This is a genomic window from Streptomyces sp. NPDC028308, assembly GCF_055565855.1.
On record NZ_JBVHTO010000006.1, the window covers coordinates 347,742 to 370,414 of the forward strand.

Annotated in this window: 23 protein-coding genes; 13 read left to right on the forward strand and 10 right to left on the reverse strand. The window is 72.3% G+C overall.

Features of this window, described 5'->3' with window-relative positions:
- Nucleotides 1–18: 18 nt before the first annotated feature.
- Complete coding sequence (locus ACZ4VA_RS16060) at nt 19–969, reverse strand: hypothetical protein (protein ID WP_356176122.1); 951 nt, start codon at nt 967–969, stop codon at nt 19–21.
- Between the two features lie 227 nt (nt 970–1,196).
- The gene (locus ACZ4VA_RS16065; protein WP_356176125.1) at nt 1,197–2,852 is read right to left on the reverse strand and encodes an FAD-binding dehydrogenase; all 1,656 of its coding nucleotides are present in this window, start codon (nt 2,850–2,852) and stop codon (nt 1,197–1,199) included.
- Nucleotides 2,853–3,108: 256 nt separating this feature from the next.
- On the opposite strand from ACZ4VA_RS16065, the gene ACZ4VA_RS16070 reads away from it, so the two are divergent.
- The 7 genes from ACZ4VA_RS16070 (at nt 3,109) to ACZ4VA_RS16100 (ending at nt 8,193) form a co-directional block, all read left to right on the forward strand.
- Complete coding sequence (locus ACZ4VA_RS16070) at nt 3,109–4,002, forward strand: DMT family transporter (protein ID WP_355782456.1); 894 nt, start codon at nt 3,109–3,111, stop codon at nt 4,000–4,002.
- Between the two features lie 60 nt (nt 4,003–4,062).
- Nucleotides 4,063–4,578 carry an NUDIX hydrolase gene (locus ACZ4VA_RS16075; protein ID WP_355782454.1) on the forward strand — a complete coding sequence of 172 codons (516 nt, stop codon included), beginning with the start codon at nt 4,063–4,065 and terminating at the stop codon, nt 4,576–4,578.
- 80 nt (nt 4,579–4,658) lie between these two features.
- Nucleotides 4,659–5,051 carry a YidH family protein gene (locus ACZ4VA_RS16080; protein WP_356176129.1) on the forward strand — a complete coding sequence of 131 codons (393 nt, stop codon included), beginning with the start codon at nt 4,659–4,661 and terminating at the stop codon, nt 5,049–5,051.
- Nucleotides 5,048–5,371, forward strand: a complete 324-nt coding sequence (locus tag ACZ4VA_RS16085) for a DUF202 domain-containing protein (protein WP_356176132.1) — start codon at nt 5,048–5,050, stop codon at nt 5,369–5,371. Before ACZ4VA_RS16080 ends, ACZ4VA_RS16085 begins: the two co-directional genes overlap by 4 nt.
- A gap of 145 nt (nt 5,372–5,516) precedes the next feature.
- On the forward strand, nt 5,517–5,813 hold the full coding sequence (locus ACZ4VA_RS16090; protein ID WP_355789746.1) for a hypothetical protein: 297 nt from the start codon (nt 5,517–5,519) through the stop codon (nt 5,811–5,813).
- Nucleotides 5,814–5,949: 136 nt separating this feature from the next.
- Entirely contained in the window at nt 5,950–6,972 is a 1,023-nt protein-coding gene (locus tag ACZ4VA_RS16095) for a phosphotransferase family protein (protein WP_355789748.1), read from the forward strand.
- Between the two features lie 6 nt (nt 6,973–6,978).
- Nucleotides 6,979–8,193 carry an acyl-CoA dehydrogenase family protein gene (locus ACZ4VA_RS16100; protein ID WP_468081724.1) on the forward strand — a complete coding sequence of 405 codons (1,215 nt, stop codon included), beginning with the start codon at nt 6,979–6,981 and terminating at the stop codon, nt 8,191–8,193.
- Between the two features lie 53 nt (nt 8,194–8,246).
- Here the strand turns inward: ACZ4VA_RS16100 and ACZ4VA_RS16105 are convergent, their stop codons facing one another.
- The 3 genes from ACZ4VA_RS16105 to ACZ4VA_RS16115 are packed head-to-tail and all read right to left on the reverse strand — an operon-like array spanning nt 8,247 to nt 11,319.
- A complete protein-coding gene (locus ACZ4VA_RS16105) occupies nt 8,247–8,840 on the reverse strand; it encodes a TetR/AcrR family transcriptional regulator (protein WP_355793084.1) in 594 nt (197 codons plus the stop codon).
- Nucleotides 8,841–8,875: 35 nt separating this feature from the next.
- Nucleotides 8,876–10,558 (reverse strand): class I adenylate-forming enzyme family protein, encoded by a 1,683-nt coding sequence (locus ACZ4VA_RS16110; protein ID WP_468081726.1) that lies wholly within the window; start codon nt 10,556–10,558, stop codon nt 8,876–8,878.
- Nucleotides 10,555–11,319, reverse strand: a complete 765-nt coding sequence (locus ACZ4VA_RS16115; protein ID WP_355793088.1) for an SDR family oxidoreductase — start codon at nt 11,317–11,319, stop codon at nt 10,555–10,557. The genes ACZ4VA_RS16110 and ACZ4VA_RS16115 overlap by 4 nt, the downstream gene beginning before the upstream one ends.
- A gap of 172 nt (nt 11,320–11,491) precedes the next feature.
- Between ACZ4VA_RS16115 and ACZ4VA_RS16120 the strand changes: the two genes are divergently transcribed.
- Both ACZ4VA_RS16120 and ACZ4VA_RS16125 read left to right on the forward strand, forming a co-directional pair.
- On the forward strand, nt 11,492–12,727 hold the full coding sequence (locus ACZ4VA_RS16120; protein WP_356174437.1) for an exo-beta-N-acetylmuramidase NamZ family protein: 1,236 nt from the start codon (nt 11,492–11,494) through the stop codon (nt 12,725–12,727).
- Nucleotides 12,728–13,112: 385 nt separating this feature from the next.
- Nucleotides 13,113–13,304: a hypothetical protein gene (locus ACZ4VA_RS16125; RefSeq protein WP_388906361.1), complete on the forward strand. Its 192-nt coding sequence runs from the start codon at nt 13,113–13,115 to the stop codon at nt 13,302–13,304.
- Between the two features lie 86 nt (nt 13,305–13,390).
- On the opposite strand, the gene ACZ4VA_RS16130 is transcribed toward ACZ4VA_RS16125, so the two are convergent.
- Nucleotides 13,391–16,180, reverse strand: coding sequence for a penicillin acylase family protein (locus ACZ4VA_RS16130; protein ID WP_356243345.1), 2,790 nt, complete (start codon nt 16,178–16,180; stop codon nt 13,391–13,393).
- A gap of 317 nt (nt 16,181–16,497) precedes the next feature.
- Between ACZ4VA_RS16130 and ACZ4VA_RS16135 the strand changes: the two genes are divergently transcribed.
- Complete coding sequence (locus ACZ4VA_RS16135; protein ID WP_355782676.1) at nt 16,498–17,103, forward strand: hypothetical protein; 606 nt, start codon at nt 16,498–16,500, stop codon at nt 17,101–17,103.
- 45 nt (nt 17,104–17,148) lie between these two features.
- On the opposite strand, the gene ACZ4VA_RS16140 is transcribed toward ACZ4VA_RS16135, so the two are convergent.
- Nucleotides 17,149–17,667: a hypothetical protein gene (locus ACZ4VA_RS16140; RefSeq protein ID WP_355782679.1), complete on the reverse strand. Its 519-nt coding sequence runs from the start codon at nt 17,665–17,667 to the stop codon at nt 17,149–17,151.
- Nucleotides 17,668–17,742: 75 nt separating this feature from the next.
- Here ACZ4VA_RS16140 and ACZ4VA_RS16145 point away from each other — a divergent pair, with 75 nt between their 5' ends.
- The gene (locus ACZ4VA_RS16145; protein WP_468081731.1) at nt 17,743–18,507 is read left to right on the forward strand and encodes a 3-keto-5-aminohexanoate cleavage protein; all 765 of its coding nucleotides are present in this window, start codon (nt 17,743–17,745) and stop codon (nt 18,505–18,507) included.
- An 85-nt stretch (nt 18,508–18,592) separates the two neighbouring features.
- Entirely contained in the window at nt 18,593–19,660 is a 1,068-nt protein-coding gene (locus tag ACZ4VA_RS16150; RefSeq protein WP_355782686.1) for an RNA ligase (ATP), read from the forward strand.
- Nucleotides 19,661–19,745: 85 nt separating this feature from the next.
- Here ACZ4VA_RS16150 and ACZ4VA_RS16155 read toward each other — a convergent pair whose 3' ends face one another.
- Complete coding sequence (locus tag ACZ4VA_RS16155; RefSeq protein WP_389390944.1) at nt 19,746–20,393, reverse strand: hypothetical protein; 648 nt, start codon at nt 20,391–20,393, stop codon at nt 19,746–19,748.
- Between the two features lie 243 nt (nt 20,394–20,636).
- On the reverse strand, nt 20,637–21,146 hold the full coding sequence (gene soxR, locus ACZ4VA_RS16160; protein ID WP_389390943.1) for a redox-sensitive transcriptional activator SoxR: 510 nt from the start codon (nt 21,144–21,146) through the stop codon (nt 20,637–20,639).
- Between the two features lie 107 nt (nt 21,147–21,253).
- Between soxR and ACZ4VA_RS16165 the strand changes: the two genes are divergently transcribed.
- Entirely contained in the window at nt 21,254–21,715 is a 462-nt protein-coding gene (locus tag ACZ4VA_RS16165; protein ID WP_389390942.1) for a MaoC family dehydratase, read from the forward strand.
- Between the two features lie 265 nt (nt 21,716–21,980).
- Here ACZ4VA_RS16165 and ACZ4VA_RS16170 read toward each other — a convergent pair whose 3' ends face one another.
- On the reverse strand, nt 21,981–22,607 hold the full coding sequence (locus ACZ4VA_RS16170; RefSeq protein WP_356174426.1) for a TetR/AcrR family transcriptional regulator: 627 nt from the start codon (nt 22,605–22,607) through the stop codon (nt 21,981–21,983).
- Between the last annotated feature and the right edge of the window lie 66 nt (nt 22,608–22,673).

The window sequence follows — 22,673 nt, forward strand, 5'->3', positions numbered from 1 at the left end:
TCCTCTCGGGTGGTGGGATCAGGCCGTGCCCAGCGCGCTGTCGCGGGCGGCACGGAAGGCTTGGTGCGGGTCGCGGTCCGGGTACGACCAGGGCGCCGGGGTGGCGTGCGGTCCGATGCGGTGGAAGAGGGCGGCGGCCTCGGCGCCCCGGCCCTCGCAGAACTTCGCGTGGGCCAGGAAGTTGAGGTCGACGTGGCGGCGCGGATGGTCGTCGCGCTCCCACTCCAGCCACCAGTCGAAGGCGGCCTTCATCACCTGCCGGGCCCGGCGGCCCACCCAGTGGCCGGAGGCGACCGGGTCGGCCGGTTCGAGGCCGGCGGCGGCCAGTACGCGGAAGCGCTCGGCGTGCGCGACCACCGGAAGGATGGCCAGGGGCGAGTCGGCGGGCGCCTGTTCGGCGGCCCAGTTGGCGAAGTCGTAGACCTCGTGCAGCGGGTCCTGGCCGGCGTCGGCGCGGCGCTCGGCGAGGCGCGCGACCATCAGGTGGTGCGCGTGGTGGTGGTCGGGGTAGCGGTGGCGGACCTCGTCGAAGAGCCGCACGACGTCCTCCTCGCTGCCGATCGAGCGCTCCAGCATGAGCAGGCCGAGCCACGGGGTGGGATCGGCGGGCGCGAGGGCGGCCGCGTCGCGGCAGGCCTCCCGGGCGCGCTCCGGCCGCTCCTTGCCGTCGAGGGCGCGCTGCACGGTGGCGACCGCGAGGAGTACGGAGGCACAGCCCGACTCGGGTTCGGCGAGCAGCCAGTCGCGGGCCCAGGTGAGGGCGGTCGGCTCCAGGGCGAGGACGGTGACCCGGTGTCCGCGGCGGTCCCAGTCGTCCCCCGTCGCGGCGAGCAGGGAGCGGACCCCGGCCCAGCGGCCCTGGGCCAACGCGGCGCGTGCGGTGACCAGTTCGACGTCGTCGAGGGCGGCGTCGAAGGCCTGGGCCGCGCGCTTGCGGCCGCGGCCGAGAGGGGGCGGGGGTGGGGGCACCGCGGGCGGTCCTTACGCGGGTGGTCCGTACAGAGCGGGGCCCGTCCGGGCCTGATCACGCAAAGCAAACCCTCAGCCAATGGTTGGCGTCAAGGGCCGCCCGGACTGCTACACGTGTCAACTGTCGCCGCGGGCAGCGGGGTTGACCCCGCTGCCTGCGGATACGGGCCGAAAGGCGCCGGTCCGGACGGGGTTCGCCGCCCGGAGCGCGCTCCGCCGGGGGTGGTTCAGCCGACGGCCTTCGCCGCCGCCCGGCCCGCGGTGCGGCCGGAGAACAGGCAGCCACCGAGGAAGGTGCCCTCCAGCGAGCGGTAGCCGTGCACCCCGCCGCCGCCGAACCCGGCGGCCTCCCCCGCCGCGTACACCCCGGCCAGCGGGTCACCGCCCTCGGTCAGCACCCGGGAGGAGAGGTCCGTCTCCAGGCCGCCGAGGGTCTTGCGGGTGAGGATGTTCAGGCGCACGGCGATCAGCGGGCCGGCCGCGGGGTCGAGGATGCGGTGCGGTGTCGCCGTACGGATCAGCTTGTCCCCGAGGTACCTGCGGGCGCCGTGGATCGCGGTCACCTGGAGGTCCTTGGTGAACGGGTTGGCGATCTCCCGGTCCCGCGCGACGATCTCGCGGCGCAGCGCCGCCTCGTCGATGAGCGGCTCCTTGGTGAGGGCGTTCATGCCCCGCACCAGCGCGCTCAGGTCCTTCTCCACGACGAAGTCGGCGCCGTTGTCCATGAACGCCCTGACCGGGCCGGGCACGTCGGCGCGGGCCCGCTGGAAGACGCCCTTGACGGACTTGCCGGTGAGGTCGGGGTTCTGCTCCGAGCCCGAGAGCGCGAACTCCTTGCCGATGATCTTCTGGTCGAGGACGAACCAGGTGTAGTCGTACCCGGTCCGCATGATGTGTTCCAGCGTGCCGAGGGTGTCGAAGCCGGGGAAGAGCGGCACCGGCAGCCGGTTGCCGCGGGCGTCCAGCCAGAGCGAGGACGGGCCGGGCAGGATGCGGATGCCGTGGTTCTCCCACACCGGGTTCCAGTTCCGGATGCCCTCCGTGTAGTGCCACATGCGGTCGCGGTTGATGAGGTGCGCGCCCGCCTCCTCCGCGATCGCGAGCATCTTGCCGTCGACGTGCGCCGGCACCCCCGCGACCATCGTCTCGGGCGGGCTGCCCAGCCGCTCCGGCCAGTTGGCGCGCACCAGGTCGTGGTCGCCGCCGATGCCTCCGGAGGTGACGATCACCGCCTGGGCCCGCAGCTCGAAGGAGCCGGTGACCGCGCGGCTGCTGGCCTGCCCGCGCTCGGCGCCGGACGGCTCCAGGATCTCGCCGGTGACCGTGTCGACGGCGCCGGCGCTGCGGGAGAGGCCGGTGACGCGGTGGCGGAACCTCAGCTGCACGAGGCCGCGCTCGACGCCGGCGCGGACCCGGCGCTCGAAGGGGGCGACCAGACCCGGGCCGGTCCCCCAGGTGATGTGGAAGCGCGGTACGGAGTTGCCGTGGCCGCCCGCGTCGTAACCGCCGCGCTCGGCCCAGCCGACGACCGGGAAGAAGCGGACGCCCTGCCGGTGCAGCCAGGGCCGCTTCTCGCCGGCCGCGAAGTCCACGTACGCCTCGGCCCAGCGGCGCGGCCAGTGGTCCTCGGGGCGGTCGAAACCGGCGGTGCCCATCCAGTCCTGGAGCGCGAGGGCGTGACTGTCCTTGATCCGCATCCGCCGCTGCTCGGGCGAGTTCACGAAGAACAGCCCGCCGAAGGACCAGTGCGCCTGGCCGCCGATCGACTGCTCGGGCTCCTGGTCGAGGAGGATCACCCTGCGGCCGGCGTCGACGAGCTCCGCGGTCGCCGCGAGCCCCGCGAGGCCGGCTCCGATCACGATCACGTCTGCGTCGTGGGCCATGTACGCGTCCTCTCGGCATTCCGACCGGTCGGCTCGGCGCCGGCGAAAACGGCGGCTCGTCGCCGGTTGGTGAGACAGTGGTAACAGTCGACCAGGAGCCCCGGGGCATCGTTACTGGTCGGTCAGATCCTTCGGCAGATGGCTGACCGAGTCAACTGCCCGTTCCGGGTTCTCTCATGGGCGGGTCACAGCCCGGGGCGCTACAGTCGGCCAGATACGCACCCCGTGGCCCGCCCGAGTTATCGAGGTACACAGCGTGTCGGTTCTGGTTCTGGTCCTCGCCGTGAGTGCGGCCTGCTGTCTGGGCTTCGGCTTCGTCCTCCAGCAGAAGGCCGCCTCGCACGCTCCGCTGAGCGACTTCCTCTCCCCCCGCCTGCTGATCGACCTCATCCGCGTACCCACCTGGCTGGGCGGCATCGGGCTCATGGTCGTCGGCCAGGTGCTCGGCGCGATCGCGCTGAGCCGCGGCGAGCTGTCCCTGGTGGAACCGCTGCTCGCGACGAACCTGCTGTTCGCGATGGCGCTCTCCCGCCACCAGACGAAGCAGCCGCTGGGACGGCAGGGCTGGGCCGGCCTCGCGCTGCTCGCCGGCGGCGTCACCGCGTTCATCGTGGCCGGTCAGCCGAAGGGCGGCGACGCGGTCACCGACCCGCTGCGGCACTGGCTGATCATCGGCGTCATGATCGGCCTCGCGCTGCTGCTCACCGCGTACGCGAAGCGGACCCGGCTGAGCGCGGCGCCGCTGCTGCTGGCTGTCGCGGCGGGGCTGCTGTACGGCGTGCAGGACGCGCTGACCCGGGTCACCGGGCAGCGGTTCGCCTCGGGCGGCTGGTCCGAGGTGGTCACCAGCTGGCAGCCGTACGGCGTCCTGGTGCTCGGCGTCACCGGGCTCGTGCTGGTGCAGAGCGCCTTCGAGACGGCGCCGCTGCGGATGTCGCTGCCGGCGCTGACCGCCACCCAGCCGCTCGCCGGAATCGTCTGCGGCGTGGGTTTCCTCGGCGACCGGCTGCGCACGGACACCGGCGCCCTCGCCTGGCAGGCGGCCGGACTCGCCGCAGTCGTGGCCGGGATCGTCCTGCTGGGCCTGCATCCGGCGATGCCGCGCGGGTCCGAGTACGCCCGGCGGGCCAAGGACCTCCAGCGGCACTGAGCCGACGGCCGTCACCGCACCGGCGGACCGGGCCGCGCGGGGAACTGCTTGGATGGGGCCATGAGCGCCGCCGACGAGATCCTCGACATCGTGGACGAGAACGACCGGGTCATCGGGCAGTCGCCGCGCGGGGAGGCCTACGCGCGCGGTCTGCGCCACCGCTGCGTGTTCATCCAGGCGCGGGACGCCGAAGGCCGGATCTTCGTCCACCGCCGCACCCCGACCAAGCTGGTCTTCCCCTCGCTGTACGACATGTTCGTGGGCGGGGTCGTCGGTGCCGGGGAGTCCTACGACGACGCGGCCCTGCGGGAGGCCGAGGAGGAGCTGGGCGTGCGGGGGCTGCCGCGGCCGCGCCCGCTCTTCACGTTCCTGTACGACGACGGGGCCCAGCGCAGCTGGTGGTCCGCCGTGTACGAGGTGCGCTGCGACCTGCCCGTACGTCCCCAGGCCGAGGAGGTCGCCTGGCACGACTTCCTTCCCGAGGACGAGGTGGAGCGGCGCCTGACGGACTGGACGTGGGTCCCGGACGGCCTGGCGGCGTACGAGCGCCTCAAGGCCTACCGGTCGATGGGCTGACCCCTGCCGCGGACCGCGGGGAGAGGGGCCCCGCGGCCTGACCCACGGTGCCCGGGCGGCACCCCGGTAGGGTCCCTCGCGTGATCGAATTCGTACGGAACGTCCGCCTGTGGTTCGCGCCCGAGGAGATCCGCCAGGAGGGCGGGACTCCCGACTACCGGTTCTCGCTGGCGAACGAGCGGACCTTCCTCGCCTGGCTGCGGACCGCGCTGGCGCTGATCGGCGGCGGCTTCGCCGTGGACCAGTTCCTGCCGGACCTGCGGTGGGGCTGGCGCGTCGGGCTCGCCCTCGCGCTGCTCGCCGCGGGCGTGCTGTGCTCCCTGCGCGCGGTCAATCACTGGGTGCGCTGCGAGCGCGCCATGCGGCGGGGCGAGGACCTGCCGGTGTCCCGCTTCCCCGCGCTGCTCGGCATCGCCGTCGCGATCGTCGCCGTCGCGATGGTGCTCGTCGTGCTCGTCGGCTGGGAAGGGTGAGCGCGCCCGCCCGGGACCGTGACCCGGGTCTGCAGCCGGAGCGGACGCGGCTGGCCTGGCGGCGTACGACGCTGTCGAGCACCGTGGCCGCCGTGCTCGCCGTGAAGACGGCCCTGCACGGCGGGGCCTCGCCCCTCGGGCTCGTGGCCTGCGCCCTGTGCTGCGCGCTCTGGCTGGGCTTCCTGGCGGTGGCCCACCGCCGCATCACCGCCCTGGCCTCCGCCGCCGGCCGCACGACGGCCCTCACGCCCAGGGACGCGACGGCGGCCACCCTGTGCACGGTGGCGCTCGCGGTGTGCGCGGTGGCGCTGGCGTTCTGAGGGCGGGCCCTGCCGGGCACCGGCCTGTTCCGGTGAACCCGTACGGCACGCGGACCGAACGGGGCGTGGGCCGCGTACAGGCGATTAGGGCGTTTTGTACCGATAGCCTGAACCGTCATTCCACGCCACTTCGAAGGTGAGCACCATGACCACCCTTCACCAGGAGCACCCCGCTCACGAGCACGTCCACGGTCCCGCCTGCGGGCACGCGGAGGTGCCGCACGGCGACCATGTCGACTACCTGCACGACGGGCATCTGCACCGCGAGCACGGCGGGCACTGGGACGAGTGTGAGCCGGGCGGACACACGGCGCACGAGGGCCACGAGCACCGGCACGGCGAGGACTGCGGGCACCAGCGGGTCCAGCACGGCGACCACGTCGACTACCTGCACGACGGGCACCGGCACGCCGAGCACGACGGACACTGGGACGACCACTAGGGGGGGTCCGGTCGGCGTCTTCGCGGCTCCTTCGGGAGCGGGAGACGCCGATCACGTTTTGCGCGGGCACTGGACGACATACCGACCGGTCGGCATCATGTGTGACGTCCTGTTTTCCGTGTGCGTAGGAGCAATGATGAGCCCAGACCACCCCCCGGGTCTCGATCTCGACCGGTTGCGTGACCTGCTCGACGGCGAGCGGCCCGGACTGGTGAACGGCCCGCTGTCCGGCCGGCTCATCGAGGGGGGACGGTCGAACCTCACGTACGCGGTCACGGACGGCGCCACGAAATGGGTCGTCCGCAGGCCCCCGCTGGGCCACGTCCTGGCCACCGCGCACGACATGAAGCGCGAGCACCGGGTGATCAGCGCCCTGCATCCGACCGCCGTGCCGGTGCCGCGGCCCGTGCTGCTGTGCGAGGACGACTCCGTGCTCGGCGCGCCCTTCTACGTCATGGAGTTCGTGGAGGGCACCCCGTACCGCACCGCCGGGCAGCTGGCCCCGCTCGGCGCGGAGCGCACCCGGGGCGCGGTCCTCGGCCTGGTCGACACCCTGGTCGAGCTGCACGCCGTGGACCCCGCCGAGGTCGGCCTCGCGGACTTCGGCCGGCCCGAGGGCTTCCTCGACCGGCAGCTGCGCCGCTGGGGCAAGCAGCTGGACGCGTCCAGGAACCGCGACCTGGCGGGGATCGACGAACTGCACGCCGCTCTGGGCCGCGAGCTGCCCGTCTCCCCCGCCCCGGCCGTCGTGCACGGCGACTACCGGCTGGACAACGTGCTGATCGGCACGGACGACCGGATCAAGGCGATCCTGGACTGGGAGATGTCCACGCTCGGTGACCCGCTCACCGACCTGGGGCTGCTGGTGATGTACAGCGCGCCGCTGGACCTGCCCGACTCCCCCATCAGCACGACGGCCTCGGCCCCCGGGCACCCGGACGCGGCCGAGATCGTCGAGCGGTACGCCGCGCGCTCGGGGCGCGACGTGTCCGCCGTCTCCTGGTACACGGCGTTCGCGTGGTTCAAGCTCGCCGTGATCCTGGAGGGCATCCACTACCGCTACACCCTCGGCCAGACGGTCGGCGCGGGCTTCGACCGCATCGGCGAGCTGGTCCCCTTCTTCATCGAGCACGGCCTGACCACCCTTCAGGAAGGCTGATCCGCCATGGACTTCGCATTCGACGCCCGCACCGAGGAGCTCCGCCACAAGCTGCTCGCCTTCATGGACGAGTACGTCTATCCGGCGGAGGCCGTCGCCGAGGAGCAGCGCGCGCGACTGGACTCGCCGTGGGACACCCCGGCGGTCGTCGGGGAGCTGAAGGCCGAGGCGCGCCGCCAGGGGCTGTGGAACCTCTTCCTGCCGGACTCCGAGTACGGTGCCGGGCTCACCAACCTCCAGTACGCGCCGCTCGCCGAGATCACCGGCCGCAGCCCGCACCTGGCGCCCACCGCGCTGAACTGCGCGGCGCCGGACACCGGCAACATGGAGGTGCTGACGCAGTTCGGCGACGAGCAGCAGAAGAAGCAGTGGCTGGAGCCGCTGCTCGCGGGCGAGATCCGCTCGGCGTTCGCGATGACCGAGCCCGAGGTGGCCTCCTCCGACGCCACGAACATCACCACGCTGATCGAGCGGGACGCCGACGACTACGTCGTCACCGGGCGCAAGTGGTACATCTCCGGGGCGATGAACCCGGACTGCAAGATCTTCATCGTGATGGGCAAGACCGACCCGGACGGTGCCGACATCCGGCGCCAGCAGTCCATGGTGCTCGTCCCCCGCGACACCCCGGGCGTCGAGATCCGGCGCGCCATGCAGGTCTACGGCTACGAGGACCACTCGCACGGCGGGCACGCGGAGGTCGTCTTCGACCACGCGCGCGTGCCGGTGTCGAACCTGGTGGGCGAGGAGGGCGGCGGCTTCGCCATCGCCCAGGCGCGGCTCGGCCCGGGGCGGATCCACCACTGCATGCGGCTGATCGGCATGGCCGAGCGGGCGATCGAGCTGATGTGCCGCCGCGCGGTGAGCCGCGACGCCTTCGGCAAGCCGCTCGCGCAGCAGGGCGTGGTGCAGAACTGGATCGCCGACGCCCGCGTGGCCGTCGAGCAGCTGCGGCTGCTGGTCCTGAAGACGGCCTGGATGATGGACACCGTGGGCAACAAGGGGGCGCACACGGAGATCCAGGCCATCAAGATCGCCACTCCGCGTACGGTCGTGGACATCCTCGACAAGGCGGTGCAGCTGCACGGCGCCGGCGGTGTGAGCCAGGACTTCCCCCTGGCGGAGCTGTGGGCGAGCGCCCGGACGCTGAAGCTCGCGGACGGGCCGGACGAGGTGCACCAGCGGTCGCTGGCGCGCCGGGAGATCAAGAAGTACGTGTGACGGGCCGGGGGCCCCGGCGGCGGTCCGCCCGCCGCCGGGGCCCCCGCGCGTCCTCAGGGGCGCAGGGCGCGCAGCAGCAGGTCGGCGAGCTGGTCGGCGAGCTGCTGGGGGGTGAGGGGGCCGTCGGGGCGGTACCACGTCGACAGGTGGTGGATCGACCCGAAGTGGTAGTCGACGACCAGGTCGGCGGGGGTGGCCGTGGAGAAGACTCCCTGCTTCTGGCCCTCCTCGATGAGCGCGCGGAAGCGTTCGTGGTAGCGGCGGCGCTCGGCGCGCACCTGCTTGTTCTTCTCGGGGCTCAGGTGGTGCATCGAGCGGAAGAAGATCGACGCGTCGTCCAGGTTGTCGATCGTGGTCACCACGACGTCGGCCGCGGCTCCGCGCAGCCGCTCCTCGACGGGGGCGTCGGCGCCCGCGAAGGCGTCCAGGCGCTCCTGCTGGACGCGCAGCACACGCGCGTAGACCTCGTGCAGCAGGTCGTCCTTGGAGCCGAAGTAGTGGTAGAGGGCGCCTTTGGTGACGCCCGCCGCCTCGACGATCTCCTGCACCGAGGTCCGGTCGTAGCCCTGCTCCGCGAAGAGCCGGGTGGCGGCGGCGAGCAGCCGCTGTGGAACAGGAGGCCCGTCTCCGTCCGTCGTCCTGGGCACTGAGGCCACCTGCCTTCCGAGTCGCTGTACCGTCGTCACGCGTTGCGCGCTTGTGGCGCGTCGTCCCTGCGGGAACGCAGTTCCCGCCGGAGGATCTTCCCACTCGCCGTCTTCGGCAGCTCCGGCAGGATCTCCACCTGGCGCGGATATTTGTACGCGGCCAGCCTCTCCTTGCAGTACGCGGCGAGCCCGTCGGGGTCCGCCTCGCTGCCGGGGCGCAGGCTGATGTAGGCCTTGACGGTCTCCCCGCGGTAGCCGTCGGGGATGCCGACGACGGCCGCCTCGCGCACCGCGGGGTGCGTGTAGAGGACGTCCTCCACCTCGCGCGGCCACACCTTGAAGCCGGACGCGTTGATCATGTCCTTCTTGCGGTCGACCACGTAGAGCCAGCCGTCGATGTCCATGAAGCCGATGTCGCCGGTGCGCAGCTCGCCGTCGGGGAAGGTCTCGGCGGTGGCCTCGGGGCGGCGCCAGTAGCCGGGGACGACCTGGGGGCCGCGGACGAGGATCTCGCCCTGCTCGCCGAACGGCACCTCCCGGCCGAGGTCGTCCACGATGCGTACGACCGTGTCGGGGCCGGGCACGCCCACGGCGAGGGTCCCGGACACCGGGTCGACCGGGGCCTCCTTGCCGGGCGGCACGGAGGCGCAGGGCGCGCTGCACTCGGTGAGCCCGTAGCCGTTGTGGATGTAGGGCCCGAAGCCGGCGCGGAACTTCTCCACCAGGGCGGGCGGCAGCGGGGCCCCGCCCGAGGAGATCATCCGGAACGAGGAGAAGTGGTCGCGGGTGACGGCGGGGTGCGCGGCCAGCGCCATGAACGCGGTCGAGGGTCCCACCGTGTAGACGGGGCGGTGCTCCAGGAACGCGTCGAGGACCACGCCCGCCTCGAAGCGGTACGCGAGGACGAGCGTCCCCGCGCTGTTCAGGCAGCCGGCGAGCTGCGCCACCATGCCGGTGATGTGGAACAGGGGCGCCATCGCGAAGTACACGGGCGTCCCGGGCAGGTCGAGCCCGGTGCGCTGGCGCTCGGCGTTGTGCATCAGGTTGCCGTGGGTGTTGGTGGCGCCCTTGGGCGCGCCGCTGGTGCCCGAGGTGTAGCTGATCAGCGCGATGTCGGACGGGGCCGCGTCGCGGTCCCCGGGCGCCCGGTGGCCCGCGCGGGCCACGGCCAGGAGGTCGTCGGCGTCCGGGGCGACGGGCAGGCGCTCGAAGTTCAGCACGCGCGCGTCGTCGCGGGTCTGCAGGTCCAGCTCGCAGGCGGTGAGCACGACGCGCACGGGGGAGTCGGCCGCGGTCTCGCGCAGGTAGGACTCCCAGGCCCGGTCGGCGCAGACGAGCGCGCTCACCTCGGCGTCCTGGAGCACGTGGCGGACTTCGCCGGACTTGTACATCGGGTTGACCGGCACGACGATCGCGCCCGCCTTCCACGCGCCGAGCAGCGCGAGCACGAAGTGCGGGGAGTTCTGCAGCAGGATCGCCACCCGGTCGCCGCGCCCGATGCCGCGGGCGGCGAGGTGCCCGGCGACGGAGTCGCTCAGCTCGTCGACCTCGCGGTAGCCGAGGCGCCCGTCGAAGTAGGCGAGGGCGGTCCGGTCCGGGGTGCGCGCCACGACCTCGCGCAGGGCGTGCACGAGGGAGTCGAGGGGGTGGACCGGGGCGCGCTGGGCGTCGTTGAGCTGGGACAGCCAGGGCCTGGCCGCGTAGCGGGAGGCGGTCACTCGGCGGCCTCCCACCTCTGCTGGATGTGGTTCATGCCGGCCAGCCAGCGGTCGGGAGTGGCGGCCCGCGCCTGGTAGTACTCGGCGACCTCGGGGTGCGGGAGGATCAGGAAGCGGTCCTCCTTCATCCCCGCGAAGAGGGCGGAGGCGACGTCCTCCGGCTCGATGGCGGTCGGCTTGAGCACCAGGTCGCCCGCGCTGCCGGTGGCCGCGAGCATGTCGGTGCGCACGCCCTGGGGACAGATCGCGTGGACCTTCACGCCGCGGTGGCGGTAGGTCAGCGAGAGCCACTCGGCGAAGGCGTACGCCCCGTGCTTGGTGACGCTGTACGGCGCGGCGCCCACCATGGTGAGCAGTCCGGCGGCGGAGACGGTGGAGACGAAACGGCCGCCGCCGCGCTCCAGCCAGCCCGGGATCAGCTCCTGGGCCGCGCGGACGTGGGCCATCACGTTGACGTCCCAGGCGAGCGCCCAGACCTTCTCGTCGGCCGCCTCGGAGCCGCCGGAGCCGACGCCCGCGTTGGCGCAGTAGACGTCGATGGTGCCGCCGAGGGCGTCCCGCGCCTCGGCGACGATCGTGGACGCGTCGCCCGGGACGGCGGTCCCGCCGATCTCGTCGGCCACGGCCTTCGCCTTGCCGGCGTCGAGGTCGTTGACCACGACCCGGGCGCCCTCGGCGGCGAAGCGGCGGGCCAGCGCGGCTCCGATGCCGCCCCCCGCTCCGGTGACGACCACTCCCGCATCCTGCACGGCTTCCACCATCGGTCTCCTTCGACGCGACGCGAATCGGCTCCTGCTCGCGTCAGACTAACCAGTCGGTATGTAGTGACGGAAGGGGTGGCCCCGACGAGGCCGGTCCGCTTCGTTCCGTGGCGCCCCGGTGACCGCTAGCGTGCGTGACCATGACAGTTCCGTCGATCACGGAGGTCACCGCATGAAGCTGTCCAGACGAGGTCTGCTCGCCGCCACCACGGCCACGGTCGCGGCGTCCGCCGCGCCGGCCGGCGCCGCCACCGGGGGCCGACGGCTCCGCACCGGCTTCGAGCGCCTGGCCGCGGACGGTTACGCGCCGCTCGACGGCCGGCGGGTCGGTGTCGTCACCAACCCGACGGGCATCACCCGGGACGTGCGGCATATCGTGGACGTGATGCACGCCGACGGCCGTGTGGACCTGACCGCCGTCTTCGGCCCCGAACACGGCTTCCGCGGCACCGCCCAGGCGGGCGGCTCCGAGGGCCGCTACGACGATCCGGCGACCGGACTGCCCGTCTACGACACGTACTTGAAGAGCGGCCGGGCGCTGGCCGACGTCTTCACCGCCTCCGGTGTCGACACCGTCGTCTTCGACATCCAGGACGTGGGCGCGCGTTTCTACACGTACATCTGGACGCTCTACGACTGCATGGAGGCCGCGCAGCTCGCGGGCAAGCGCTTCGTGGTGCTCGACCGGCCGAACCCGCTGACCGGACGCGCGGCCCAAGGACCCGTCCTGCACAAGGAGTTCGCGACCTTCGTGGGACGGCAGCCCATCGCGCAGGCGCACGGGATGACGGTGGCCGAGCTGGCGCGGCTGTTCAACGGCGAGTTCCTGGCGGCGCCGGTGCCGCTGGAGACCGTGCCCATGACGGGGTGGAAGCGGTCGGAGTTCTACGACGCCTCGGGGCTGCCCTGGGTGCCGCCGAGCCCGAACATGCCCACTCCCGACACCGCGCTGGTCTACCCCGGCACCTGCCTCTTCGAGGGGACGAACCTGTCCGAGGGGCGGGGCACCACCCGGCCGTTCGAACTGCTCGGGGCGGAGGGCGTGGACGGCCGGTGGGCCGCCGCCGTCGAGCAACTCGGCCTGCCCGGCGTGCACTTCAGGGAGGCGTACTTCGCGCCGACCTTCTCCAAGTTCCAGGGGAAGACCATCGGCGGGGTACAGGTCCACGTGCACGACCGGGCCGCCTTCGACCCCGTACGCACCGGTGTCGCCCTCCTGGTGACCGCGAAGAAGGTCTGGAGCGGCTTCGCCTGGCGCCCGGACAACTGGATCGACAAGCTGACGGGTTCCACTCAGGTGCGCACGATGATCGACGCGGGCGCGACCGCCGACGAGGTCGTCGCCGCCTGGCAGGACGAACTGGCGGCGTTCCGGCGGGTACGCGCGGAGTACCTCCTCTACCGGTAGCCGACGGGACCGGCGCGACACCGCCGTGCCGGAGAGCCGGGTAGGGCACCGCCCCGGCCGGGGTCCACCGGCCCGGGGCACCGGGCCCGTACGTGGCGTACGGCCAACTCCCGCGGCCCGCAGGACGATGCGCGCATCGCACCGTCCACGGGGGACGAAGGGGCTCGTCATGACGGACCGGGACATGAGCGTGACTCCGTACTGGGACTGCGGTTCGACGCTCAGGGTGATCCCGACGGCGCGGCCGGGGACCGGCTCACGGCGGAGGTGGTGCGGCGCGGGGTCCGCGACGTGGTCGTCTTCTCGCACGGCTGGAACAGCGACCGCTCCGGCGCGACCCGGCTCTGCAGCCGCTTCTTCGCGCCGTTCCCTCGGCCACGACGGGGTGCGGGCGGTCGAGGGCGCCCCGGCGCTCGCCCTCGCCGACGCGCTCCGCACCGGGCTGCAGGCCTCGGGGTACGTCAACGTGGACGCCTCCACGGTGGTGCGGCGCGGCGGGCCGCCGGCCGGCGCCCACAACGACATCCGCCACCGGGAACTGGCCCGGCTGGTGCCGGCGGCGGGCCGGGTCCCGTGACCCGCCGCCGCCACCGGGAACTGGCCCGGCTGGTGCCGGCGGCGGGCCGGGTCCCGTGACCCGCCGCCGGCACCCGCGTCACCGGGTCACCGGTGCGACGTGAACTCCACCACCTGCTGGTACGTCGGCCGGTTCTGCCAGGTGACGGGACCGTGCTTGATGCCGCCGAGCGTGCGGTGGACGATCGAGTCGGCGCACCACTGGTCGCCCGCCGAGCACTGGTCGTCCCCGGGGTAGACCTGGGACGCCGTCCTTCCCGCCGCCTCCTTCAGCGTGCTGATGAGGATGTCCCGGCAGGCGCCGAGGCTGCCGCCGCCGCAGTACTTCTTCGGCAGTGCGCCGCGCACGGGCTCGCCGAGCACCGCGCGGATGTCCTTGTGGACGTAGCTCCACCAGCCGTACTGGAAGGAGCTGCCGGCGTGGGCCCCGGTCGGCCCGTGCGCCGCGGACGGTGACTCGTCGACGGGCAGGTTGCCGGTGAAGGCGGTGTACAGGTCGCTGCCGAGCCCCGGTTCGAACTCGGCCTTGACGAGAAGCGGCCACCAGGCGTCCATGATGCGGATCGCCTCGGCGTTCGCGTACGTCTTCGAGCCGGCCGAGGTCTCGGTGCGCCGCGCGCCCGCGGCCGCCCAGGCGGACAGCTTCCCGGCGGCGGCGGAGGCCGTGGCGTCCGTCACCGGCGAGCTCTCGACCACCTTCAGCAGGTCGGGCAGCACGTCCTCGGCCCGCAGGTCGGCCAGGGCCGCGTCGGCCATCGCCTTCACCAGCGCGGACCGGGTGACCCCGCCGGCGGACACCAGCTTCTTCACCCGGTCCTCCAGGAGGTTGCCCCGGTGCACGGAGCCGTCGCCCCAGGACGCCGTGGAGTAGTCCTTGGCCTGTTTGTTGTTCCAGGAGACGTAGTAGTCCTGGTCGACGGAGTTGGGGTGGGCGGACGCCGGGGTGTAGTCGGCGGTGTTGGGGCCCGGGTTCCAGTTCCGCCACTCGTACGCCGCCTCGGCCCGCACGGGGTAGTCGGGGTCGACTCCGGCGGCGCGCACCGGGTTGTCGCCGCTGTTGTAGTAGGCGGTGTGCCCGGAGTCGGCGTAGAACCAGTTGAAGGTGTAGTTGATGTGCTGGACCGCGCTCTGGAAGCTGCCGGCGTCCTTCACGAAGTCCGGGTCGTTGAGCATCTGGAAGCCGATGATCGAGTCGGCCTCGTGCAGGTACGAGGAACGCAGCGTGGTGTAGGCGACCTTCTTGCCGTCCACCGTCGCGCGGTACTCCACCGGCCCGTACTTGGTGCGGTAGACCTGCATGCGGTACGAGCCGGCCCGGGTCGAGTCGGCGACGGTCGGCTTCCAGGCGTTGGTCCGCTCGACCTTCTCCATGGCGGTGCAGGTGCCGTGGTACAGGTAGTGGTAGTCGTCCTGGCACAGCTCGACCGCGTACGTGTCGATGATGTCCTGGCCCGAGGTCGTGGCGCTCCAGGCGTAGTCCTGGCCGCGCCCCAGCTCGACGTACATGCTCAGGCCCGCGAAGGAAGCGCCGCGGGCGCTCAGGCCGGGCCCCTGGATCTCCTGGAGCATGAGCAGCTGGGGGGCGAAGTAGCCGGTCTGGGGGCCGAAGACGGCGACCGGATGGCCGCTCGCGGTGTGCTCGCCGCTCACCACGAGGGCGTTGGACATGCCGCGCCGGGCCGCGGAGAGCGCGGTGGCGGTGGTCCTGGCCGTGGCGGCGGTGGCGGCTGAGGCGGTGGCGCCGCCGGTGCGGTCGTAGACGAGGGGTTCCCGGGTCACCGAGCCGGCGTCGGGCAGGGCCCGGCCCTTCGGGTCGTCGGGTTTGGTGGCGTAGGGGAAGCTCTGTCCGTCGTGGACGGTGAGCACGGCCTCCGGGTCGTTGCGCTCGCGGAAGGACTCCCAGACCTCGGTGCCCTCGGCCACGCCGTAGCGGGACTGGGCGGCGAGCAGGGAGAGGGCGTTGCCGACCTCGCCGCCGCCTCCCGAGCCGAAGAGCGCGCCGATGACGGAGGCCAGCGCGACCAGGTCGGTGAGCTTGAAGTGCTCGATGGTGCCGGCGTTGGTGATCGAGTCCTTGTGGCCGGTGAGGACGTACTCGCCGGGGAAGTAGCGGCCCTTGTCGGAGGCGTCGATGTAGGCGTTGACGCCCTCGAGGTAGGCCTTGGCGTCGGCTAGGGCCTGCTGTCCGCGGGCGCCGTTGCCCGCGGTGGCGTCGTCGATCTGGGCCTGGAGGTCGGCCTCGGTGTACGGGGCGTTGCGCCAGAACTCCTGTTCCAGGCCCTGGTTGGACGGGGCGCCGCCCGCGAAGGAGGTCAGCTGGCCGCGTCCGACGTGCCGGAAGACGTCCATCAGCCACAGCCGGTCCTGGGCGGCGGCGTACCCGGCGCCGAACTCGGTGCCGTAGCGGGTGGTGCCCGTGATGTGCGGTACGCCAGTCCTCTTGTCCCGGACGATCGTCACGTCGCTGCGGCCGGCGGGCCTCGTGGTCGAGGCGACCTGGTCCGAGGGGACGCCGAACGACGCGTTGTTGAAGAAGTCGTTGATCTTCGCGTCGGTGAGCGCGGAGTACCCCGAGGGCAGTTTGCCGTAGGGCGCGAGCTGGTCCTCGGCGTGGCTCGGCTGGGTGCCGAACGCCTGGTTGAGCAGGATCTCCGCGAGGGTGGCGTTGCCGTTCTCACCGGGCGGAAGGATGTCCGAACACCGGCCTCCGCAGTGGTCCTCGGCTGCGGTGACGGCTGCCGGCGCGGCGGCCGCTTGGGTAATGGGGGACAAAAGACCGGCAATGAGGACGCATACGGATGCGCTCTTGAGGAACTTGGGGAATCTGCGAGGAGTTCTCAGTCTGTCGAGGATGGTGCGTGGGGTACGCCGTGGCATGGCAGCTCCTCCCGACGGGGGTGTGCCGGAGGTTACCGCCGGTATCCCCGCGGTGGAAGGTGAACATGCGTCACTTTTCCGGGAGGTGCGTCGCGCGGGCGGTGTCCGGCCAAGTGACCTTGTCCGCACCGGACTTCGGCAGGCGACTGACAGCGGCGGGAGACGGGCCGTGAAGGGATCGGTGGACGGCTTATGGCAGTCATCGGAAATCGGATGGAGCCGAATCGCTTGTCGATACGTCTACTCGGCGACGTCCGCAGGACGACGACGCCGAAGTGACCGAAGTACAGGTGCAGATGTGACGGAGGTGCAGGGCGATGGCCGGTTTCCGGAGTCTGGCGAGACAGGTGCGCGATCCGCGGTGCGATCTGGCACTGCGGCGCTACTCACTGCGCAAGTGCCTGGAGAGGTTCGCCCCGTACGGGCACCGGGCGACCTGGGACCATCTGTGCTCCAGGGCCGGTTTCGGCCCCGAGGACCGGTCCCCCGACCCGGCGCGGCTCGTGGCCGCGCTGGACGAACTCGAAGAGGCCCGCAAGGTCTGGCTCGCCTACGAGGTCGCGTTCGCGCAGCGCCGCAAGAAGGAGAAGCACGACGGGCTGCGCCGGCCGGGCACCGTGGACGACTGGCACCGGCTGACCTGGGGCGGTTTCGGCGTCGCGTGGTGCGACGACCCGGGTGTCCACCCTCATGAGCCGCTCGCCGAGGTGCTGCGGCGCCTGATCGCCGCCCTGGAGCGCGAACCGGGCACGGTCTGCCCGGTGTGCACCGGGGAGAGCCTCGTCTGGAGGTACGACCTGGCCCACGAACCGTCCTCCGGTCCGGTGTGCACGCACTGCGGCATCGTCGTGCCGCGGCCGGTCCTGACTCCCGAGGCCCTGGCGGAGACCAGGCGCGGACGGCTGCTGCTCATGTCGGCCTGAGGCGGCGGGGGTGCGGCGCTCGGGGACGCACCCCCGTGCTGATGCCTACGGCGTCAGCACGTCCGTGTGGATGGCGAGCTTGAACTCGGCGAGCGTGATCCGGGTGGCGATTCTCGCGTCGCCCGCTCCGCGCGCCGAGATCTTCAGGCCGACCGGCGTCCCGGGCGTGACGAACATCTGCCACAGGTAGGTGCGGAACTGCCCGCCCCGGGTGAGCATCGTGTCGTTCGTGGCGGTCGAGTCGTACCCCGTGGCGGCGTTCAGCGGGTCGCGGACGAAGCGTGCCCGGTACTCCAGCGCGCGGGTGTCCGCCTCCCAGAAGACCATCGCCGAGAGCATGCCCCAGCCGTCGTGGCTCGGCCAGATCAGCCCGGAGCGCGCGTCGGGGTACACGGACTCGGCGGGGCCGCCGTTCGCCGGGTCGTGCATCTTCCACGGGTCGTAGGACTCCTCGGTCGTCTCGTACGGGAAGCGGACGAGGTGGTAGCCGTCCTGGTCGTACGTGATCCGCTGGGTCCCCGAGCGCGCGGCGTCCCATTTCAGCGAGCTGATGACGACACTCATCCGTGTTCCTCCTCGCGGCGCCGGATTCCGCGCGGGGACCGGCGGTTGTCGGTGGCGTCCGGCACCATCGGGGGCATGGTGCAGGTGTGTGTGAACGGGACCCGCGGGGCGGCCGACGGCGCGGTCGTGCCCATGTCACCGGGGGCACTGGCCGACTCCGCCGCCGGGGCCGTCGCGGCCGGGGCGTCGGACGTCCATGTTCACCCCAAATCCCCGTGTGGTCAGGACACATTGTCGGCGAAGGCGGTCGCGGCCGTGCTCGAAGCGATACGTTCCCGGGTCGGCGTCCCGGTCGGCGTGACCACCGGGGCGTGGTCCGAGCCGGATCCGGCGGCCCGGGTGGCCCGGATCCGCGCGTGGACGGTGCTGCCGGACCACGCCTCGGTCAACTGGCACGAGCCGGGCGCAGAGGAGGTCGCCGCCGCGCTGCTCGACCGGGGCGTGGGTGTGGAGGCGGGCATCTGGTCCGGCACGGAGGGGGCCGCGCGGTGCGCCGCGTCGCCCCTGGCCGGGCGGGTGCTGCGCGTCCTGGCCGAGGTGACCGACCCCTCCCCCGCGACGGCTCCGGAGACGGCCCGGTCCCTGCTCCGCGACCTGGGCGACGCCCACGGCCGGCCCGTGCTGCTGCACGGCGAGGAGGGCGGCGCCTGGCCGGTCCTGCGCCTCGCCGGGCGGCTGGGTCTCGCGACGCGGATCGGCCTGGAGGACACGCTCACCCTGCCGGACGGACAACGGGCCGTGTCGAACGCCCAGTTGGTGGCGTGGGCACTGCGGCTCCACGGGCAGGACCGGCGGACGGCGCCGGGCACGGCGTGCGGGGGGACGGACCGACGACGCTAGCAGCCGCGAAATGGCTCGCTCCACCCTTTATGCGCAAGGACAGTTGGGGGCGATGAGACACGGCTGAGAGACCGGGGAGCCCACGATGTCGACGCTGCGCGTCACCGCCGAGGTCCTGACCGTCCACGAGCACCCGAACGCGGACGCGCTCGAACTGGCCCAGGTGGGCCTGTACCGGGCCGTCGTCGCCAAGGGCGCCTTCCGCACCGGTGAGACCGCCGTCTACATCCCGGAGCAGTCCGTACTCCCGGCCGGGCTGATCGACGAGCTGGGGCTGACGGGGCGGCTGGCGGGCAGCGGCGCGGACCGGGTCAAGGCGGTCCGGCTGCGCGGCGAGCTGTCCCAGGGCATCGTGTGCCGCCCGAAGGCGCTCGACGGCGTCGACCTGGCGCGGGCCGCCGCGGAGGGCACCGACTTCGCCGGGCTGCTCGGCATCGTGAAGTGGGTGCCGCCGATCCCGCCCACGATGAGCGGTGACGTCGAGTCGGCGCCCGGCCTGCTGCCCTGGGTCGACATCGAGAACATCCAGCGCCACCCGGACATCTTCGCGCCGGGCGAGCCGGTCGTCCTGACCGAGAAGCTGCACGGCTCGGCGTGCCTGCTGACGTACACCGCCGCCGACGGGCGGGTCCAGGTGTCCTCCAAGGGCTTCGGCGCCAAGTCGCTGGCGCTGACCGAGGATCCGCGCAACCTGTACTGGCGCGCGGTCCGCGGCCACGGGGTCGCCGAGGCGGCGGCGCGGCTCGCCGGGCGGCTGGGTGCGGCCCGCGTCGGGATCTTCGGGGAGGTGTACGGCGCGGGCGTGCAGGACCTGACGTACGGCGCCGACGGCCGCCGCGAGTCGCTGGGTTACGCCGCCTTCGACGTCTGCGCGGAGATCGACGGCCAGGTCCGCTGGCTGGACGCGGGGGCGCTGCTGGAGGGCGAACTGCCGCTGGTACCGCGGCTATACGCGGGGCCGTACGACATCGAGCGCGTCCTGGAGTACGCCTCGGGCCGGGAGACCGTGTCCGGCCGCGCCCTGCACCTGCGCGAGGGCGTCGTGATCCGCCCGGCCACCGAGCGCTACAGCCCCGTGACGGGCGGCCGTGCCATAGCGAAGGCGGTCAGCCCGGCGTACCTGACCCGCAAGGGCGGCACGGAATACGAGTGACCACCGGGCCGGCCCCGGGTGCGCGACCCCTGTGTCCAGGGGTTGCGCATCAGGGTCGCCGCCTCGATGGTGCAGCCCTGGTCGGTCAGGTCTTGGCGGCCGGGGCGTCGGAGTCGCAGGAGAGGCGGGCCGCTGCCAGGGCCGGCTCCCCCTCCTTCACGTTTTTGATCGGTGTGGAGCACTCCAGAAGGCCCGAGCCGTCGTTGACCCAGCCGGTTGCCCGGCCGGTCAATGGCTTGCCGTCCCCGCAGGTGTACCGGAAGTCGGCAGTGACCTGCTTCGTCCAGGCGTACTGCACGAAGGTTCCGGTGCCGTCGATGGTGGCGCTGCCATTGTTGAGGTCCGGTGCAGACCTGTGGACGTTGGTGAACTCGGTGCTCACACCGTCGTCATCGGCGTTCGTTTCTCCGGTGAAAACCGCCAGCGAGCGAAGGGCGGCCTTCGCGTCGCCCGCCCGCGATCCTTTCTCGAAGGTGACAGCGGTGCGCGGTGTGTGAAGCGGCGTCAGCTTGTGCGTGAGCCTGGCGCCTTTCCTGTCGATCCTCTCCTTCTCGGCGACACCGGTCAGGACGTCCTGCTTGTCCACGTTGAACCATGAGTAGGTGCCGTCCTTGCAGACGGTGTCGGCCGTGGCCTTGGCGGTCGGCTTGTCGCCGTCCGAGGTACAGGCAGCCGCGCTCGCCAGCACCGCGGCAACAGCGCACGCTGACAGAAACGTCTCTTTGATCTTCATGTTCTTGTCCCCCGCAACCACTGGTCAGATGGTGCGGTCGATCCTGCCCGGCGAGCCACCAACCGAGCAAGCGACTTGAGCTCTCTCTGAGTTCGGGCTCGGGCTCGGGCTCGGGGCAGGCAACGCCGGTGTCACCCCAGAATCTGTTGAATGACAGGGGCCGCGCGGGTTCACCCGGTTACCACCCAACGTCCACTGTCGGGCACGCGGGGGCCGGGGAGACACCAGTGCGGCGCTACGCGCTCAGCAGCAGTCCTCGGGGTCCTCCCCGCGCGGCTTCCGGGGCTCCGGTGTGCGGGGGCGTTCCACCATGAGGCGGGAGCCGGCCCGGCGTTCGCCGAAGACGTCGTCGGGGTTGGAGAGCACGCAGTTCTCCAGCGACAGGCAGCCGCACCCGATGCAGTCCGTCAGATGGTCGCGGAGCCGGCTCAGCTGCGTGATGCGGTCGTCCAGTTCCGACCGCCAGGCCTCGGAGAGCCGGGCCCAGTCCTCCCGCGTCGGCGTACGCTCCTCGGGCAGCTCGGCCAGCGCCTCGCGGATCGTGGCGAGCGGGATGCCGACGCGCTGGGCGGCCCGCACGAAGGCGACGCGGCGCAGGGCGTCGCGGTGGTACCGGCGTTGGTTGCCCGAGGTGCGGCGACTGCTGATCAGGCCCTTGGACTCGTAGAAGTGCAGGGCCGAGACGGCGGCGCCGCTACGGGCCGACAGCTGGCCGACCGTGAGTTCGTGGATCTTCTCGGAAATCTGGGGCACCCCTCGAACCCTACCGACCCGCTCACCCGGCCGGTCCGTTGACATGAGGCCCGAGCCCGACCATGCTAAGCAGTCGCTTAGACATTGACGCGCGGGAGGCCAGGGACATGGCAGAGCCGAGGATCTTCACATCCGCCGACGAGCTGAAGGCGGCCGTGGGCGAGCAGTTGGGACACAGCGACTGGCTGGAGATCGACCAGAAGCGGATCGATCTGTTCGCGGACGCCACGGGCGACCACCAGTGGATCCACGTGGACCCCGAGAAGGCGGCCGCGGGCCCCTTCGGCACCACCATCGCGCACGGCTATCTGACACTGTCCCTGCTGCCCGCCCTGGTACCCCAGGTGATGCGCGTCGAGGGCATGAAGATGGGCGTCAACTACGGCGCGAACAAGGTGCGTTTCCCCGCGCCGGTGCCGGTCGGGTCGCGACTGCGCGCCACCGCGGTCCTCAAGGAGGTCACCGAGGCGGGCGGCGGCGTCCAGGTCACGGCCGTGGTGACCGTCGAGCGCGAGGACGGCGACAAGCCGGTGTGCGTCGCGGAGTCGGTCTCCCGCTACTACTTCTGACCCGGAGCGGGCCGGGACCACTCCCGACCGGAAGCGGACCGGCCCCACCTTCGGCCCGGGAACGGACAGGCCCTGATTCCGACCCGGGAGCGGACCGCCGGGAATTGCAGAACGACCCAGGAGCGGGCCGACCCTGTTCCCAGCCCAGGAGGGGACCGGCCCTGATTCCGACCCGGGAGCGGACCGGCCCGGAAGCAGAACGACTCCGGAGCGGACCGGCCCTACTTCCGACTCGGGAGCGGGCCGGGCGCCCAGCGGGCGTCAGTCACTTCTTCGCGCCGACCATCCGCAGCACGAGGTCGGCGTAGAGCGCGCCGACCTCGTCGGGCGTCCTCGGGCCGTTCACATTGAACCAGCGGGCCACGTCGATGCAGAGGGACAGCACCGCCAGCGACGTGCCGGGCACGTCCGGCACGTCGAAGGTGCCCGCCGCCACCCCGTCCTGGATGATCCCGCGGACCTGGGCGTCGACCTGACGGCGCAGGGCGACGATCTCGGCGCGGGCGTCGGGACCGAGGGCGTCGAGCTCGTACTGCACGACCCGCGCGGTGGTGTGCTGGGCGGCGTGCCAGCGGACGAAGGAGGAGACGGCCACCTCCAGGCGCTCGGCCGCGCCGCCCTCGCCGTCGGCGGCGGCCCGCAGGATGGCGAGCGCCTTCTCGTGCCCGATCCGGCTGATCCGGTGGAGCAGCTCTTCCTTGGTCTTGTAGTGGATGTAGAGCGCGGCGGGACTCATGCCCGCGCGGCCGGCGATGTCCCGGGTGGTCGTCGCGTGGTAGCCGCGCTCGGCGAAGGCCTCCACGGCGGCCACGAGCAGCCGCCGGGCCGCGTCCGGGGTGACCTCGCCCCACGGCTGCATCTCGCCGCCGGCCGTCTCCTCCGCCGTACTCATCGCTCGCGCCCCTTCCAGTGGCAGGACGAACACCATACCCCCGAAGCTGAGCGGGCGCTTAGAGTG

What these genes read in the sequence shown, in the direction of transcription:
- ACZ4VA_RS16065 (WP_356176125.1), bottom strand. Translation starts at nt 2,852, where the DNA reads ATGGCCCACGACGCAGACGTGATCGTGATCGGAGCCGGCCTCGCGGGG.
- ACZ4VA_RS16075 (WP_355782454.1), top strand. Translation starts at nt 4,063, where the DNA reads ATGAGCGCCGCCGACGAGATCCTCGACATCGTGGACGAGAACGACCGG.
- ACZ4VA_RS16090 (WP_355789746.1), top strand. Translation starts at nt 5,517, where the DNA reads ATGACCACCCTTCACCAGGAGCACCCCGCTCACGAGCACGTCCACGGT.
- ACZ4VA_RS16095 (WP_355789748.1), top strand. Translation starts at nt 5,950, where the DNA reads ATGAGCCCAGACCACCCCCCGGGTCTCGATCTCGACCGGTTGCGTGAC.
- ACZ4VA_RS16100 (WP_468081724.1), top strand. Translation starts at nt 6,979, where the DNA reads ATGGACTTCGCATTCGACGCCCGCACCGAGGAGCTCCGCCACAAGCTG.
- ACZ4VA_RS16115 (WP_355793088.1), bottom strand. Translation starts at nt 11,319, where the DNA reads ATGGTGGAAGCCGTGCAGGATGCGGGAGTGGTCGTCACCGGAGCGGGG.
- ACZ4VA_RS16120 (WP_356174437.1), top strand. Translation starts at nt 11,492, where the DNA reads ATGAAGCTGTCCAGACGAGGTCTGCTCGCCGCCACCACGGCCACGGTC.
- ACZ4VA_RS16130 (WP_356243345.1), bottom strand. Translation starts at nt 16,180, where the DNA reads ATGCCACGGCGTACCCCACGCACCATCCTCGACAGACTGAGAACTCCT.
- ACZ4VA_RS16135 (WP_355782676.1), top strand. Translation starts at nt 16,498, where the DNA reads ATGGCCGGTTTCCGGAGTCTGGCGAGACAGGTGCGCGATCCGCGGTGC.
- ACZ4VA_RS16140 (WP_355782679.1), bottom strand. Translation starts at nt 17,667, where the DNA reads ATGAGTGTCGTCATCAGCTCGCTGAAATGGGACGCCGCGCGCTCGGGG.
- ACZ4VA_RS16145 (WP_468081731.1), top strand. Translation starts at nt 17,743, where the DNA reads ATGGTGCAGGTGTGTGTGAACGGGACCCGCGGGGCGGCCGACGGCGCG.
- ACZ4VA_RS16150 (WP_355782686.1), top strand. Translation starts at nt 18,593, where the DNA reads ATGTCGACGCTGCGCGTCACCGCCGAGGTCCTGACCGTCCACGAGCAC.
- ACZ4VA_RS16155 (WP_389390944.1), bottom strand. Translation starts at nt 20,393, where the DNA reads ATGAAGATCAAAGAGACGTTTCTGTCAGCGTGCGCTGTTGCCGCGGTG.
- ACZ4VA_RS16165 (WP_389390942.1), top strand. Translation starts at nt 21,254, where the DNA reads ATGGCAGAGCCGAGGATCTTCACATCCGCCGACGAGCTGAAGGCGGCC.
- ACZ4VA_RS16170 (WP_356174426.1), bottom strand. Translation starts at nt 22,607, where the DNA reads ATGAGTACGGCGGAGGAGACGGCCGGCGGCGAGATGCAGCCGTGGGGC.